Source organism: Clostridium cavendishii DSM 21758, assembly GCF_900141845.1.
GTDB lineage: Bacteria > Bacillota > Clostridia > Clostridiales > Clostridiaceae > Clostridium_AG > Clostridium_AG cavendishii.
This window is the reverse complement of the sequence record NZ_FQZB01000011.1, coordinates 177,413-196,298: the sequence shown is the minus strand read 5'-3', so window position 1 is coordinate 196,298 and position 18,886 is coordinate 177,413. Positions and strand designations below refer to the sequence as shown.

Genomic DNA, 18,886 nt, shown 5'->3' with positions numbered 1-18,886 from the left:
ATTATTAGAAATTAAAAAAATATTATTGGTAGGTGAATGATTAATTTGAATACATTATTTATGTTCCCAGGTCACGGAGCGCAATATACCGGAATGGGATATGAACTTTGTAATAATTTTGATATTGCGAATAGGACTTTAGAAGAAGCAGAAGATTTTCTTAAAGTAAATCTTCGTAAATTATGCTTTAATAAGGAATATAGTAAGGAACTAAATAAAGCACATAATGCACAGTTTGCTATATTTGCTGTAGGTGTAGCAGCTTATAGAGTTTTATATAATGAAACTGGTATTATTCCACAGATAGGAATTGGACATAGTTTAGGTGAGCTTACTGCTTTGACATGTGCAAATGCAGTTGATTATAAAGATATGCTTCTAATTTTAAAGGCTAGAACAAAGATTATAGAAACACATATACAAAAGAATAATGGAACTATGATGTGGGTTGTAAATTTAAACCATTTAGAAGTTGAAAAATTGTGTAAAGAACAACAAGAAAAAGGATATGAAGTTTATATTTCAGCTGTTAATTCTCCACACCATGTTGCAATATCAGGTGAGATGAAATCAATTATGAGAACTGCTAGAAAATTAGAAAGGATGGGAGCGATAGTATATCCATTAAATATAGATGGTCCTATTCATAGTATTTTAATGAAGGAAGCTGCTGATAAATTTATGAATGAGTTGGTAAAATATTCATTTAATCCTTTTAAATTCCCTATTATATCTAGTATGACTGCTCTTCCTTATAATGGATGTGGGGATATACCTGGAACGTTAGCTCAATGTATTTCATCTAGAATTAAATGGAATGATTGTATTCAATATGCATTAAATAATCACATCTATAATGCAGTAGAAATTGGATCAAAAAATATATTATCATTCCTAATGAAAAACACCACAGAACAAATAAAAACATATAATTTTCATCTTCCTGCAGACTTGGAGAAAATTAGAAAGATGATATGAAATTCACATAATTAATATTTAATGAATAATGCGAATTTACCTCAGGGGGGTCATATAATGGTAAAGATTCAAAAATCAGCAATTAAAAACATTTATCCTTTGACATTTGTACAGGAAGGAATGTTATTTCATTCTTTAAATAATTTAGACAATAAAGACCTCTATTTTGAACAATTATTAGTGGAAATAGATGGGGAAATAGATAAACATATTTTTGAAAAGGCTTGGACAGAAGTGGTTACTAGGAATGAGGCACTAAGAACTATCTTTAGGTGGGAGAAAATATCTAAACCATTGCAAATTATATTAAAAGAAGTAATACCCAGTATTTTTCATTATGATTTTTCTGAGTTAGGTGAAAAGGAAAAAGAAGAAGCTATTGTAAATATAAAGATAAAAGATAAGATACTAGGTTTTAAATTGGAGGAAGAAGTTCCTTTTCGTATAACTTTATGTAAGAAATATAGTAATCAGTATTTAGTGATATTAAGTAGTCATCATATATTATTTGATGGCTGGAGTAATGGGATTATTATGAAACAATTTTTAAGATTATATGATTCTATATCTAATAACTATAGTATAGAAAATACAATTAATTTCGCAAATATTTTTGGAAGTTTTGCTCAACAAATTAGAAGTCAAGATAAGGCACCTCATACAGAATATTGGAGAAATTACTTAAGTGGTATTAATCAACCAACTTATCTGGGGATGATACAAAATGACAATATTATAAAAGATGTAGGATCTACGAATTTTTACTTACCTAAAGAATTATGTCAAAATATTTATGGATATTTAGAATCTAAAAATACTACTATTGCAGCATTTTTTTATATGATATGGGGTTTATTACTTCAAGATTATCTTGACACCAATGATGTAGTATTTGGAACTACAATATCAGGTAGAAATGTATCGTTGCCGGGAATACTTGAAACTGTAGGTATGTTCATAAATACTATACCTCTTAGAGTAAAAACAAGTAATATGGATACTCCAGATAAGGTTTTGGGGAAAATTGGAGAAGATATTTGTGAAAGAATACCATACGAAAGTGCTTCACTAGTTGATATACAGAAATTAACAGATATATCTGGAAGAAATAGTATCTTTAATACTATTTTTGTTGTAGAAGATTATCCTATTGAATCTATGTCTGAATTTAGCTTAAAAATAAAAGATGTATCAATAAATGAAATGAATAACTATGATTTAACAGTCACATTATATCATGATAAAAATGAGTATATTCATATTTCTATAAATTATGATACTGAAAAGTTTATGCAAGAATATATTGATGGAATATATAAGCATTTAATAAATATAATTCAATCAACTTTAAGCAATCCACATATCAATCTTGATAAAATGAAGTATATGAATGATGAAAAAATTATAAGTTTACAGGAGAATTCATTGCAAAATTCATATGAGGGTTTTATTAAGTTATTTGAAGAACATGTAAATAGGAATTCAAATAGAGTTGCAATTAGCTGTGGAAATCAAAAAACTACATATGCTATTCTTAATGAAAAAGCTGAACATGTTAAAAATTTTCTAAATAAGGTTGGTTACAAATCAAATCATATAGTAGCTTTACATCTAAAAAGGTCTGTTAATCTATTTGCTGCGATGATTGGAATATGGAAGGTTGGAGGTACATTTGAATTAGTTGATTATAATTTTCCAAAACGATATTCTGATAATCTCATAAAAGATAAAAATTTCGTTATTACTGAAGATAAAAATTTATCGGGACAAAATATTATAGAAATTAATAAAATATTTGAGAATGAAATAGAATGGGAATCATATTGTGTTAAGAATTCACATATAGTAAATGGAAAAAATCAGAGTGTATATGAAAAAAATATAGAAATGTATATGAATTCAGTATATTTACAAAAAATGTTTCCTATATGTGAAGAAGATATAATATATCAATGTACACCTTATAATTGTTTTGATTCGGCATGGGAATTAATATGGTGTTTATCTAATGGAGCAATGTTTTGCTATCCAGAAAATTGCAGTGACGTGGATATGATAGTTAATGATTTAATTGACTGTAAGGTGACTGTTTTGAGGACAATTCCATCACTACTTGATTCTATTTTAATATTAATTGAGGAAGATTATGATATTAGTGAATTTGGGCAATTAAAATATACTTTTACTGATGAAATTCCTTTAAAACAAAGCTTAGTTCAGTTATTTAAAGATGTTATAAGTTGTGAAACTTGTTGTGAGCTTATAGGTCTTTATAGATATCTAGAATTTGATTTTTATACATTTGTTTATAATTATACTCGTAATGATGAAAGGGGAATAAATAATTTAATTGGAAAACCTATAGATGAGAATTACTTTTGTTTATTGGATAGATATGGGCGTGAGCAAATAATAGGTGGTATTGGTGAGATTTGTGTATTAAGACCAAATGATACTACACAAAAAAATTGGATTCGAACTGGTGAGTATGGAATATGGAACACAAATGGTTTTTTACAATTAGTACACACTTCAAGTAAAGTAAAAAGATTAGACGGATACAACATATATGCAGAAGTTATAGATTCATATGTTACTAAATTTGAGGGAATTAATGACTCATTAACATGTATACAAAAATATGAAGAAAAAGAATACGTATATACTTATTTTACTGCAGATAAAGAAATATATATAAATTCATTACGTAATTATTTAAAAGATAATATGCCTTATTATTTAGTTCCTCTTTACTTTATTCAAGTTAAAGATATGTCTGAAGTGAGAAAGAAAATCAACAACAAGGCATATATAGGCGATAATAAGATTTTTGAAGTTGAAGTTGTTGAAGTAGCACCTAAAAATGAGATTGAAAGAAAGATTTGGGAAATATGGGGTAAAATTTTAGATAAAAAAGTCGGTATTCATCATGATTTCTTTGATGTTGGGGGAGATTCACTTAACATACTTCAAGTAAATAGCCAACTTGCAAAAGAATTCAATATAAAAATTCCTTTATCTGAAATGTTCCAACATCCAACCATAAGTGCATTATCTCAATATATTCAAAAAAAATTAGATATTAGCAATAGAGATTTTGATGTAGAACCTATTAAAAAAGAAATAGCATTTTATGCTTTATCAAAAAATAAAAATTTAGAAAATCAACAAGATAATACAGATTATTCTGTTTCATATGCACAGAGTCAACTTTTACTCCATAGTGAAGTAAATGGAAGCGGAGTTGTTTATAATATGCCTTTAGCAATTAAAATTATAGGAGAGTTAGATTCTGAAAAATTAAAAAGTGCGTTTAATAAATTAGTTCAAAGACATGAGGCTTTGAGAACATCATTTAAAGCAGTTAATGGTACTTATGTACAAAATATTCATGAATTCGGTGAACTAACAATATTAGAAGAGAAAGTTGATGCTAAAGATCTTGATATAAAAATTAGCTCATTTATTCAAAGTTTTGATCTAAGTAAAGCACCGTTATTAAGAGTTAAACTATTAAATGTAAATAATGATGAGTATCATATTATGCTGATTGATATGCATCATACAATTTCTGATGGTCTAAGTTATAAGATTTTATTGAATGAATTCAATAAAATATACAATGGACAAGTATTACCGAATATAGAAGTTCAATATAAAGACTTTGCAATATGGCAAAGACATTCTGTTGAATCAGGTGAATTATTTCTTCAAGAACAATACTGGTTAGAACGTTTTAAAAATGGGGTACCAGCTATGAGTTTTCCTATGGACTTTAAAAGACCTAAGTCTTTAGGTGCAAATGTAAAAAAAGTTAGTCATATAATTGAAAAAGATGATGTGGAACTTATTGTACAATTTTTACGCAAAACGAAAACTACAATGTATATGTTTATGCTTGCTTCATTTCATGTAATGTTATCAAAATACAGTTTAGAAAGTGAAGTTATAACAGGAACTCCAGTTGCAGGTAGAAGGCATCCGGATTTAGAGAAAGTTATTGGTAATTTTGTTAATATGGTTCCGATATGGACTACAGTTAATCCTAGAATGTCATTTACGAGCTATCTTTATGAAGTAAAAGATATTACAATAGAAGCTTTTAATAACCAAGATTATCCATTTGAGGTTTTAGCTGAAAAATTAAGTAATTATAGAGAAATGTGGAAAAATCCTATTTTTGATTTTGTATTAACGTTCTTGAATAATGATTTTTCTGTAAATGAATTGCCAGGGAATGAACATTATATTTATGAACTTAATCGATTAATGGCTAAGTATGATTTATTGATGACTATTAGCGAAAGAAATCAGACATTGATAATAGATTGGGAATATCGCACAGATTTGTTTGAACATAGTACAATTGAAGAGCTGGCAAATAGATATGTAAGATTAGTAAAAAATATAATAAAGAATCCAGAAGTAATGATTGAGAATATAGATATATTATCGGAGAAGGAGACTTCATTTTTATTGAGTGAAAATAATAATTCATCTATAAAATACCCTATTGATAAAACTATACATCAATTATTTGAAGAACAGGTTAAGAAATCACCTAATAAAATAGCTATTATCTGCGGAGAAGAACAGTGGAGTTATCTTGAGTTGAATGAATATTCCAGTAAAATTGCTACTTTATTGAAAAGGAAAGGATTGGAAAAAGAAGATATAGTTGGAATACATTTTAATCGTTCTATAAAAATGATAGCAGGAATTTTAGGAATATTAAAAGCAGGTGGGGCATATATGCCTATTGACCCTGAATATCCAGATGAAAGAAAAAAATTTATGCTCGATGATAGTGGAGCGAGAATATTACTAACAGAAACAGAATTATTAACATTTAACATTGATGAAACAAATTTATGTATAATCTGTATTGATAAAGAAAAGTTGGATGATCAGGAGTGTATCTATTCATCAGATGAAGTTTCACCAAATCAGATAGCTTATATTATATATACATCAGGATCTTTGGGTTTACCAAAGGGAGTTGTAATTGAGCATAAAAATGTAGTACGTTTGATGAAAAATGATAATATGATTTTTGACTTTAATGAGTCTGATATATGGAGCGTATTTCATTCATTTTGCTTTGATTTTTCCGTTTGGGAATTATATGGAGCATTATTATATGGTGGCACAGCAGTTGTAATTTCAAGAGAAACTGCTAGGGATCCAGAAGAATTTTGGAGATTATTGAAAAAAGAAAAGATAACAGTATTAAATCAAACACCAGGAAGTTTTCGAAATATGTTAATAGAACAAGAGGCTGTTGATATTAATGATCATAATTTAAGGTATGTTATTTTTGGAGGCGAGGAACTACAACCAGCTATGCTGAAAGAGTGGCATAGTAAAAATCAAAATGTTTCCTTAATAAATATGTATGGAATAACTGAAACTACTGTTCATGTAACATATAAAAAAATAACAGACAAAGAAATAGATAACAATCAAAGTAATATTGGGAAACCTATATCAACGCTATCAACATATTTGATGGATGAAAATAAAAAGTTGGTACCGTTAGGATCAATTGGAGAAATATATGTTGGTGGGGAAGGGGTAGCTAGAGGATATCTTAATCAACCAGAATTGACTAAGGAACGATTTGTATATAATCCATATAACCCTGAAGAGCGATTATATAAGACTGGTGATTATGCAAAACAGTTGAGAAATGGTGAACTTGTTTACTGTGGTAGAAAAGATAACCAGGTTAAAGTTCGAGGACATAGGATAGAATTAAATGAAATTGAAACAATCTTATTGCAAAATAAAAAGGTTAAAGAGGTTGTTGTTCTAGGTATTAAAGATGCAAGTGATAAAATATCTATAATTGCTTTTATAGTGGTAAGAGAAAAAATGGATGTCCAAGAGATTCGTAACTATTTAGCAGAAAAACTTCCATATTATATGATTCCTTCACAATTCATGTTTGTTGACAAGATACCATTAACATTAAATGGGAAAATAGATAAAAATGAATTAGAAAGCATGGTTAAGGGTTTTTATAATAAGAAAATAGAAGTAATAGAAACAAAAAATGATAATGAAGCTGAGATGTGCAATATTTGGGAACAGGTGTTAAATACATCTCAAATTGATATTGAAGATAATTTTTTTGAAATTGGAGGGGATTCTGCTACTTTAGTAAAATTGAGAACATTAATTGAAAATAGGTGGCAGATAAAGGTTCAAGTAGTAGAACTATTCTCACATCCAACTGTTTCAAGTATGGTAAGTTTGGTTGAAAGCAAAATTTTAAATTAATTATTCAAGACAGTAATGTACCAATTAACAATGAAGATATTAGATAAATGTTAGAAATTTTAATGGTCCTTCTACTTTGAAGGACCAAAATTCAAGAATATTAAATTATTTAGGATAGAGGGAATAATGAATAAAGATCTTTTATTGAATATAATAGAATCAAATAACATGTATGAAAAAGATAGAGAATTTTGGATAAATCAATTTGAAAGCGGTACAGAGTTTAGTAGATTTTATCCGGATTTTCAAACGAGTAAAGTACAAACAGATTTGATGAGGATACCAGTAACTGAAGAATTAAAAAATAAATTGTATATTTTATGTAGAGGTTCTGATGTTGCATTATTTTCTATTTTCTTTGCTGCTACGGCATATGTTGTAGGAAAATTTATTAATAGTAAGGATCTGATGGTTGGCATGCCTATGTTAAAAAGTGAGCAGTCAACACAGCAAATAAATCAAATTTTAGCTGTTAAAATGAAGATAGATAATACCATGACAATTAAAAAATTTCTAAATCAGGCTGTAGATGAAATTAAAAAAGCTGTAAAACATGGACACTATCCTTTGGAACGTATTTTACATGATGTAGGATTAAATACTAATAACAATAACTATGACCCATATAGAATTATTATTAGTAGTGAAAAGATTCATGGGAATATTAGTGAAATAAAACTGGTTGATCAGACTATATTTACCTTGGTTCAAGAATCACATGGATTGTTCATTCAGGTTTTATATAACAATAAACAATATAATGACGTTTCAGTTAAAAATTGGATTTGTAAAACAGCTTTAGTATTAAGACAAATGGTAGATCTGTATGAAGCTCCTATATCAGATATTTGTTGGATAAGTGAGGAGGAATATACTAAGTTAAATGAATTCAATGATACAGAAAAATCATTTCCTTCTGATAGACTTGTTCACTCATATTTTGAGGAGCAGACTAAGAAAGTGCCAAATAATTGTGCACTTATTTTTAATAATCATAAATATACTTATGATGAAACAAATAAAATGGCAAATCAGTTGGCACGTAAGTTAATAGAAAAAGGAGTTGGAAGTAACAATATTGTCGCCATATGTATGGAGCGTTCTGCTGAATTAATAATAAGTATATTAGCTGTTTTAAAAGCCGGAGCAGCATATGTACCAATCGACCCTATGTACCCAAAACATAAAATAGAAAATATTTTAACTGATACTCAAGCAAAGGCTTTAATAATAAAAGGACCATTATCACATGCTATAAGTGATACTTTTTTTGTAATTAATCTAGAAGATTCTTATAGATGGTTTTCCGGAGAAATGGAGAATTTGAATGCACAGTGTTTATCTACAGATATTGCATATGTAATATACACATCCGGATCAACTGGACAATCAAAAGGGGTCATGATAAAACATAATTCATTAGTAAATCGATTACTTTGGATGCAGGAAAAATACCCAATAAATTCTACAGACGTAATTATGCAGAAAACAACATTTTGTTTTGATGTTTCAGTTTGGGAGATTTTATTATGGAGTTTAAGTGGAGCTTCACTGTTATTACTAGAGGTTGGTGCAGAAAAAGATCCTAATGCAATAGTTGAAGCAATTCACAAATATAAAGTAACGGTGATTCACTTTGTTCCTACTATGCTACAAATGTTTACAGCAACTGTTAGAATGAATAAAAATTCATATCTTTTATATGAATTAAAATATGTTTTTTGTAGTGGAGAGGTTTTAAGTGCAAATGCTGTAAATGATTTCTTTGACTTGTTTCAACAAAAATCCTCACCGAAACTTATTAATAAATATGGTCCTACAGAAGCAACTATTGATGTAACTTATTATGAATGTTCAAGAAATGATGGGGGAAAAAATATTCCTATAGGGAAACCGATAAATAATATTAAACTTTACATTGTTGATTTGGAAGAACGAAGACAGGGAATAGGAGCAATTGGTGAATTATATATTTCAGGAGTTGGGGTAGCCAAGGGATATTTGAATAGACCAGAGCTTACAAAGGAGAAATTTATTCAGAACACACATTGTACAGAAGAAATTTGTTATAAAACAGGAGATATAGCTCGATGGCTTCCCGATGGTAATATAGAATATATAGGAAGAAATGACTCCCAAATTAAGATAAGAGGATATCGAATTGAATTAGGTGAAATTGAGGCTGCATTAACTAGACATCAACAAATAGAAGAAGCCATAGCTGTTGTACGTAATATTGTAGAAGATCAAAAAGATATATGTGTTTATTATTCTGGGCAAGAAAGAATAAATACAGAAGAATTAAAGGCGCATCTGTCACTTTATTTACCATCTTATATGTTACCAGCACGGTATTATTTTATAGATCAAATGCCTCTTTTACCAAATGGAAAGATAAATAGAAAAGAATTGATTAATATTCAGGACATGGATATAAAAGATGTGGATATCCAGCATCAAGAAATTACTTTACCCAAAAGTAGTATACAACAAAGTATTTATGATATATGGAAAGAGGTTCTGAAAGTTGAGTGTTTTTCGATAAATACTAGCTTTTTTTCGTTGGGTGGAGATTCTATAAAAGCTATTCGCGCTATTAGTTTGATAAATATACAGATGGGGATTGAATTATCAATAATAAATTTATATGAAAATAATAATATTATAAAGCTAGAGAATTATATTTTGAATGCAAAAGATATTGGAGTAAGAGAGTCATTTGAAGAAGCCAATTTAGAATTAGATAAGACAAAGCAGATGATTTTAACGTCAGATAAGTTTGATATTCTTAACGAGGAAATGATAGAGGACTTTTATCCTATGAGTGATATACAGTTGGGGATGGTGCTGCAATCGTTAAAATCATCAGAAGGTTCTGTTTATCATGATCAACATATAGTTACGTTTTTTGATGAAGATTTCCAAATGGATATATTTAAAAAATCAGTAGATATATTATGTAAGAAGCATCCTATTTTAAGAACTAAGTATTATTTAACTAATTTTATTACACATGTACAAGTTGTTTATAAAGCAGTAACGAATAAAGTGCAGTTTTTTTGCTTACAAAATATTTCTAAAGCAGATCAAATGTTAGCAATATCTGAACATATGATTAAAGATAGACAGAATCCATTTATATCTTTAGAAAGTGAAAGCAAAAATCAGTTATGGAGGATAGCTATTTTTCAGCTATCATATCAAGGAGATTATGCTTTACTTTTAAGTGTTCATCATTCTATTTTAGATGGATGGAGTGTTGCATCTTTCATGACAGAATTAACAAATACGTATGTAAGTATTAAAGAAGGCAAATTATTGTCTGATGTTGGATTAAAACATAGTTACAAAGATTATATAATTCAGCAGATACGTTTTGATAAGGATAGGTCTGTGGAAGAATTTTGGAAAAAGGAATTAAAAGGTTGTAAGTTTTTAGAGTTTCCACAATTACAGAAAAACACAAGAAGTGAATTAAAAGAACAACAATTTATGGTATATAACTTAGGTATGGATAAAAATAAATTAATTCGGGAACTTTCAATTAAAGAAGGAGTACAAATCAGATCTATTTGTTTTGCTGCATATGTTTTTATGTTATACATGACATCTTATAATACAGACTTTTTAGTAGGATTGGTAGAAAATAATCGACCACTTTGCGAAGATGGGGATAAGATGCTTGGATGTTTTCTCAATACTGTTCCTTTCAGATGTGTAATAGAGAAAGAGATGACTTGGAGAGACTTTTTAAAGGATATTAATGAAAAAATGATTCAGTTGAAGCATTATGGAAGGCTACCAACTTCAAAGATTATTCAATACGCAGATAATGACTCTTCTAATATATATATAAATAACTTTTTTAATTATGTTGATTTCCATATATATGATCAGATGGATCAGAAAGTGAAGTCTGTTGAGAGTTTTGACGTCGATGAGTATTATAAAACAGAAATTCCTCTAGACTTTATTTGTATGCATACACATAATGAATTTTTCTTAAAAGTTAGTTATGATTTAGATCATTTTACTAAAGAACAGATTAATACGTATTTTGATTATTTTGAAAAAATACTTTGCAATATGATAGAAAAAACTAGTTTACCAGCTTCAAAAACTGAGTTGTTATTACAAATATATAACAGTGATGATATTCAACCTTATATTGGGAAACAAATAGATTATATGGATTGTGATGTAATATCAATGTTTCAAAAAGAAGCAAATAAACAAGCATCAAATGTTGCAATTTCATTTAAGGATAACTCAATTACATATTATGAAGTAGATAGAAAGTCAGATATTATTGCTGATGCGATTAGGAAGAATGGAATATCCAAGGGAAATGTGGTTGCCATTTTAGTAGATCGATCACCAGAAATTATAATCAGTATGCTTGGAGTACTTAAAGCAGGATGTGGATACCTTCCTTTGGATCCCGAGTACCCTAAATCAAGAATACAATATATGATTGATAATAGTGAATGTAAAGTATTAATAACAAATGAGAAATATTTAACAGACCATAAAATGGTAAAAGAAGTAATTGTTATTGAAGAGTTATGCTGTATAAATTATGAAGATAGGTTAATATATTTGCCAAATGACATGGAAGATATAGCTTATATGATTTATACGTCTGGATCGACTGGTAAACCAAAGGGGGTAATTATAGATCACTCTGCACTTTCAAATTTTATAGTTAGTATGAAAAATGAACTACCATTTGGTGAAGGAAAAACATTTTTATCAATAACAACAATATCATTTGATATCTTTGTTTTGGAAAGTTTAGTTTCACTTTGTTGCGGTATGGAAATTATACTTGCTTCAAGAGAAGAACAGCTTGATCCAGAATTGTTGGCAACAATGTTTCAAAAGAGATATATAAATTTTATGCAAGTTACACCATCTAGATTACAACTACTTCTTGAAAATCAAAAGATATTATCAGGAATAGGACGATTAGAAGCAATAATGATAGGTGGTGAAAATTTAAGCAAATCTCTGGCTGAAAAGGTTAAATCCACAGGAAATTTACGAGTTTTCAATATGTATGGTCCAACAGAAACAACAGTATGGTCTACTATGAAAGAAATAACGGATGTATCACATGTTAGTATAGGAAAGCCAATTACAAACACTGAGCTTTGTATTGTTGATCAAAATAATGAACTACAACCGCCAGAAGTAATAGGGGAGTTGTGCATCGCTGGAAGAGGTTTAGCTAGAGGATATTATAATGATCAGAATCTCACCTATGAAAAGTTTATTAAACATCCTATTGATTATACTAAGAAAATATATAAAACTGGAGATTTTGTAAGACAACTTAAGAATAATGACCTAGTCTTTGAAGGGCGGTTAGATAATCAAGTAAAGATTCGCGGCTTCCGAATAGAGTTAGGAGAAATTGAAAATGCATTAATTATGAAATGTAGTGTTAAAGATGTGATTGTTAAGTCCATAAAATCAGATGAGGGTGAAGTTTCTTTATTTGCATTTTATATTCATGATGAGCCAATAAGTCCTGAGGTTTTAAGGGGAAATCTTCAAGAAATTTTACCAAATTACATGATACCAGAACACTTTGTTTTTATAAGTCAATTTCCATTAATGACTAATGGGAAAATTGATTATAAGGAACTTTTTTCCATGGTAAAAAAACAAAGAGTAGCTAGGGAAATAATACCACCTAAAACGGATACAGAGAAAATTGTACTTGCAATCTGGAAAGATATTTTGAATAAAGAAGTAATAAGTACAACAGATAACTTTTTTGCTTTAGGTGGAAACTCATTTTTAATTGTTAAAGTTCTTTCACGAGTTACAGCTGAATTGTCAAATAAGGTTACAGTAGCTGATTTATTTATTCATTCAACTATTATAGAATTGTCACATTTTATTGATAAGCAAAACTTACCGGCTGTTAGAAATGAATTTAAACTAAAAGGAGTTAAGTTATTAGAAGAATATCATGTAAAGAATAATATTATGGGTAACCGAACAATGCTGATAGCGAATTTAGAAGAGGATATATATATAAAATTACGTAAGCAAAAGTATGATTCATTTAAGGAAATAGATATAGCGTTGATTGTGTCATATATTTATCTTCTGCATGAAGTTAGCACATCAAGAGAGGTAACAATTTATGTGTCAGATAAAACTAGAATTATAGATATTTCAGTGAATTTTGAAGAAATTGAAAGTATTAAACAATTATCTGATGTAATAATAGAACAATTGGTAGGACAACATAACAAAGAGTTTACAAACAAAACACTACAAAGAACTCAGAAAAAGAACAAAATTATTATCTCACTTTTTTCAAGTAGAGAAAATATTCAATTAAACAGAGTAGATGAAAATGTATTTGACATATCGCTTACTTATAAATACAAAAAAAATGAACTTATGCTATCCTTAGGTTTTAGTACTGATGTGTTATTAAAAGAAAAAATGGAGAAGTTCCTAAATGGGTACGTTCAACTTTTAAATATAATAGTTTTAGAATTACAGAATGGAGATGAATAATATATGAATAAGTTAGCAATTGTTTTTCCTGGACAGGGATCTCAATATATTGGTATGGCAAAAGAGTTTTATGATAATTATGATTATGTACGTGAAATTTTTCATCAAGCAAGTGAAGTGCTGGGCTATGATTTAGCTAGTACATGTTTTAATGGTGATAGCAAATATTTGGAACAAACCTTTGTGGCACAACCGGCTCTATTAACTGTAGAAGTTGCCGCATATAGAGTATTAATGAATGAGCATAAAATTAAGCCAAGTTTCTTGGCTGGACATAGTTTGGGGGAAATATCTTCATTAGTATGCGCAGATGCTATTGAGTTTATAGATGCTGTAAAACTTGTGCGTAAAAGAGGAGAATTGATGCAGGAGGCTGTTTCAAATGGTAAAGGTGGAATGATAGCTATAACTGACATGGATTCTAGTATGGTACATTATTTCTGTAAAATAGTTCAGGATAGTAAAAAATATGTAGGTGTATCTATTTATAATTCAGGAAATCAAACAGTAGTATCTGGAGAACAATATGGACTCATCGAACTTGAAAAAATAGTTAAAAAGAATGGAGGACAAGTTACGTGGTTGCAGGTTAGCGCACCTTTTCATTGTGAACTAATGGAACCAGCTGCTAGAGAATTACAGAAATTACTGTATACAATGGATTTTAAAGAACCTAAAATTCCAGTTTTATCTAATGTTAATGCATTACCATATACAAGTAAATATGCAATTGTTGAGAACTTAACACATCAGCTTACAATGCCTGTACAATGGAATCAAACTATGTATTTTTTAGAGGCACAAGATGTGAATCTTATTATAGATATTGGACCGAAGGCTACTTTAAGGAATATCATTAGAAGATCATTTCCTAAGATTGAGACTTATGCTTTTGATAAAAAGGAAGACAGAGAGACATTGGAAATGTACTTAAAGGATAAAGAGATGGATAAAATGTTGTTTTTACATCGTTGTATGGCTATTGCTGTTTGTACACCTAATTCAAATTATAATGCCGAAGAATATAATAATGGAGTAGTTAAACCATACAACAATTTAAAAAGAATAGTAGAAGAATTGGAATCAAATGGTTCAATACCAATGGAAGAACATATAAGACAAGCTATAAATATGCTTGTCAGCAATTTTGAAACTAAGCATACACCACTAGATGAAAGAGAGGAAAGGTTACAGCAACTGATTGAGGAGACTGATTCTGATAAAACTTATATTCAGATGCTTCTTGAGTAGTTGACATAGATTTAAGTAGGTGATTTTATTGGATTCTAAAATACTTAATTTTTCATTAGATGATGTAGATGCTAAGACATCTATAAATATATCGGAGACTACAGCAAATGATATTGCAGTGGTGGGGATTGCATGTCAGTTTCCCAAGGCGAGAGACTTGGATGAATTTTGGGGAAATTTGTGTGAAGGAAAGGATTGTGTAGATGTTTTTCCGCAATCTAGAAGAAGAGAGGCTGACAAACTATTGAGAAATAAGTCATATCCAAAAGATGATATTGAATTCATAGAATGTGGATTTTTAGATTCAGTTGAGTATTTTGATTATCAATTTTTTGGATATTCATTAAAGGAAGCTTCTTTGTTAGATCCAGCTCAAAGACTTTTTTTACAAGTAGCTTATCATTGTATAGAAGATGCTGGATATAGCAGTGATATGTTGAAAGGAACAAATACTGGTGTTTATTTAGGATATAGTAATGATTTTGAGACAGAACGAACCTATAAACGTTTTATAGATGAAATAGAAAATGAAGTAAATGCTATGGCAATGGTAGGAAATACACGTGCAGTTATTTCAGCAAGAGTTTCACATTTTCTAGATTTGAGGGGACCAAATTTAACTATTGATACTACTTGTTCATCATCTTTAGTCGCTATTCATACCGCTTGTCAGGCACTGAGAACTTTAGAATGTGATCTTGCTATTGCAGGTGGAGTAGAACTTCATTTGTTACCTATTAAAGGAAAGAAGTCGGAGCAAATTGGAATAGAAGCTTCTGATTATAGAACAAAGTCCTTTGATAATAACTCTGATGGTACTGGAAATGGTGAAGGGGTAGGAGCTGTTTTGTTAAAACCACTAAATAAAGCTCTGGCTGATAATGATCATATTTACTGCATAGTTAAAGGGGGAGCTGTTAACCAAAATGGAAGTTCTATGAGTATTACTGTACCAAATGCTAGAGCTCAGGAAGAATTACTTGTAAAAGCGTGGGCTTCTTCTGGAATATCTCCAGAAACAATTACGTTAATAGAAGCTCATGGTTCAGGAACACATCTTGGAGATCCAATAGAAATGGAAGGGCTTAAAAGAGCATTTGATCATTATACCAAAAATAAGCAATTTTGTGCTATTGGTTCAGTTAAAACAAACTTAGGTCATTTAGGAGGAGCAGCAGGTATAGCATCGTTTATAAAAATTTGTAAGTGTTTGCAAGAGAAAAAAATGGTTCCTTTGCTTCATTTTCAAGAGCCAAATCAGTCAATACCGTTTCATGAACTTCCTGTATACATTAATAATGAACTTTGTGAATGGGGTTTGAATGATGATATTAGAATAGCTGGAATAAGTTCTTATGGATTAAGTGGAACTAACTGTCATTTAGTATTGGAAGAGTATTCAGAGGATAATAGTCAGATAGAAAATGACGAAAAATTTGAGGTTGAGTCTATATTTGTTTTATCTGCTAGAAGTGAAAATATGTTAAGAAAGTTAGCAGAAGAATATATTGTATTTTTAAGTAAACAACACTATATACCATTAGAGGATATTTGTGGCACTTTGATTCACGGAAGAAGTCATTATAAACATAGATTAGCATTGATTGTGTCAAATACACAAGAAATTGTTGATAAACTGAAAAAATGGATAAATAGTCCCGAGAATTGTGGTGAAAATGTATTTTGTAAAAATTGTAAATCTGCTCAAGGCAGAGGAGTAAATATTCAAAAATTAATTGATACGAAGGATAATTTGAATGTATCGTTATTAGGATTAAATGAAGAATCTAAATTTTACAGCAGAACTCCCATAGAGATTTGCAACCTATATATTGAGGGGCTTGATATTCCATGGCATCAAATATGGAATAGAGACTATGTAAAATTGTCTCTTCCAAAGTATCCATTTGAGAAAAGTAGATGTTGGTTTGATATTAAAAGTAATAATAAATTATACAGTAAAATAGAATGGATTCATGATTCTATATTGGTTCCCACGGTAACACCAGAAAAGCACAATGTCCTAGTTATTTGCGATAGTACAGGCTATAGTAAAGAACTTTGTACAAAGTTTAAGAGTTTATATGAGACTATAACAGTATGTGATATTAGTGATTTTGTTACATGTATACAAAGTGGTAGTAATAAGGTTAAAGATTACATACGAGGTCTTATTGAAAGCAAAATAACAGAAATAGTTTATTTTGCATCAAATTTTAGCCAAGATAAATTAGGTGAAATTTCTGCGATTCAGGAACATTTAAATAAAGGTATTTTTTGTTTTCATAAATTTATACAAGAAATATTAAACTTTAAGCTTGATGAAAAATTAAACATTTATGTTATAGCACAGAATGTAAACAAGGTAACTGAATTAGAGAATCAGCTCAATCCAATAAATGCTATTTTATTTGGATATATATCTGCTGTGAATCATGAAAGCAATCTAGTATTTTGCAGAGGAATAGATATTGATAATTATACGGATTCTTCATTGCTATCAGAAGAGCTAATTTCAAATAGATTGGAACCTATTGTAGCTTATCGTGAGAATAAAAGATATATTAAAACATTAGATTATTATGAGATACCAAAAGATGTGAAATTATCATGTGTAAATGAATATAATGGAGCTTATATTATTACTGGAGGAACAGGTGGTTTAGGATTAGAAATAGCAACCTACTTAGCTGGAAATAATTATAAAAATATAATTCTGATAAAAAAACAATCATTTCCTAAAGAATGTGAGTTTAAAGATATCCTAAATAAACCTGGAAATAGCAAATTAAAACGAAAAATAAAGACTATAGAAGAAATAAAAAGGCAAGGGTGTAATTTAGAAATACTTACCCTTGATATAACTGATGAATCAGCTGTATCTCATGCATTTGATGAAATACGTAAAAAATACAATAGTATAAATGGTATTATACATGCTGCAGGAAAAGCGGGAGATGGTTTAATAAAAACAAAAAGCCATGAAAAATTTAATGAAGTGTTAGCACCTAAAGTTCTTGGAACATTGGTATTAGATAAGGTTACTCAAAAGGATGAACTAGATTTCTTTATTTTATTTTCTTCTGTAGCTGTTTTTATTCCAGTTTTAGGACAAAGTGATTATATAGCATCAAATATGTTTTTAGATGCTTATTCGGAGTATCGCAACAAGGAAAATAGAAAAACGTTGTGTATTAATTGGGCTATGTGGAAAGAAACTGGGATGGCTGTTGATTATGGAATAAATGAATCAACAGGATTCCATAAGCTATTAACATCAGAGGCTATTGAAGCTTTTGATAAGCTTATGTATTCTGATCTTAGTAATATAGTTGTAGGAGAAATTAATTTTAATGACCTACAATTACAACCAGATGCAAAACCCGTGGAGTTATCTGAAAATATAATGCGTGATATAGAAAGTAAGAACAAAATAGAATATACATTTAAAGACGTTCAATATTCTATAGATGAATTTGATTTCAAATTGACAGATTTGAAAGATGGATTAACTGATAATGAAATGAAGCTTGCAGCTATATGGGCAGAAGCGTTGAATGTAGAAGAAATCAGTTTGTATGATAATTTTTATGATCTTGGAGGAAATTCATTGTTAGCAGTTCATCTCCTTAATAGATTGGATAAGGTATTTCCAAATATTTTCAATGTATCAGATATTTTTTCCTATCCGACAATCTCAAGTATGGCAGAATATCTTGATAAAAAATTAGGAATACATTCTGATTATGATGATATAGATATTGTTTTGGCAAAATTAGAAAATGGAGAGATATCAGAATTAGAGGCTGCACGATATTTGGAGAAGAGGTGAAGA

General features: G+C 29.3%; 5 protein-coding genes. All 5 read left to right on the top strand.

All coding sequences use genetic code 11. The annotated features are described in order from the left end of the window. Positions 1-45 precede the first annotated feature (45 nt). The 5 genes from BUB01_RS13510 to BUB01_RS13490 all read left to right on the top strand — a co-directional run bounded on the left by BUB01_RS13510 (position 46) and on the right by BUB01_RS13490 (position 18,883). Positions 46-978, top strand: coding sequence for an ACP S-malonyltransferase (locus tag BUB01_RS13510; RefSeq protein ID WP_072988713.1), 933 nt, complete (start codon positions 46-48; stop codon positions 976-978). 57 nt (positions 979-1,035) lie between these two features. Continuing rightward, positions 1,036-7,260 carry a non-ribosomal peptide synthetase gene (locus tag BUB01_RS13505; protein WP_072988710.1) on the top strand — a complete coding sequence of 2,075 codons (6,225 nt, stop codon included), beginning with the start codon at positions 1,036-1,038 and terminating at the stop codon, positions 7,258-7,260. A gap of 126 nt (positions 7,261-7,386) precedes the next feature. Beyond that, positions 7,387-13,800 carry a non-ribosomal peptide synthetase gene (locus BUB01_RS13500; protein WP_072988706.1) on the top strand — a complete coding sequence of 2,138 codons (6,414 nt, stop codon included), beginning with the start codon at positions 7,387-7,389 and terminating at the stop codon, positions 13,798-13,800. Positions 13,801-13,803: 3 nt separating this feature from the next. Next, entirely contained in the window at positions 13,804-15,051 is a 1,248-nt protein-coding gene (gene fabD, locus BUB01_RS13495) for an ACP S-malonyltransferase (protein WP_072988703.1), read from the top strand. Positions 15,052-15,079: 28 nt separating this feature from the next. After that, entirely contained in the window at positions 15,080-18,883 is a 3,804-nt protein-coding gene (locus tag BUB01_RS13490) for an SDR family NAD(P)-dependent oxidoreductase (protein WP_072988701.1), read from the top strand. Positions 18,884-18,886: the final 3 nt, after the last annotated feature.

Coding starts and splice junctions, on each gene's coding strand:
- BUB01_RS13500 (WP_072988706.1), top strand. CDS start 7,387: ATGAATAAAGATCTTTTATTGAATATAATAGAATCAAATAACATGTAT.
- BUB01_RS13505 (WP_072988710.1), top strand. CDS start 1,036: ATGGTAAAGATTCAAAAATCAGCAATTAAAAACATTTATCCTTTGACA.
- fabD (WP_072988703.1), top strand. CDS start 13,804: ATGAATAAGTTAGCAATTGTTTTTCCTGGACAGGGATCTCAATATATT.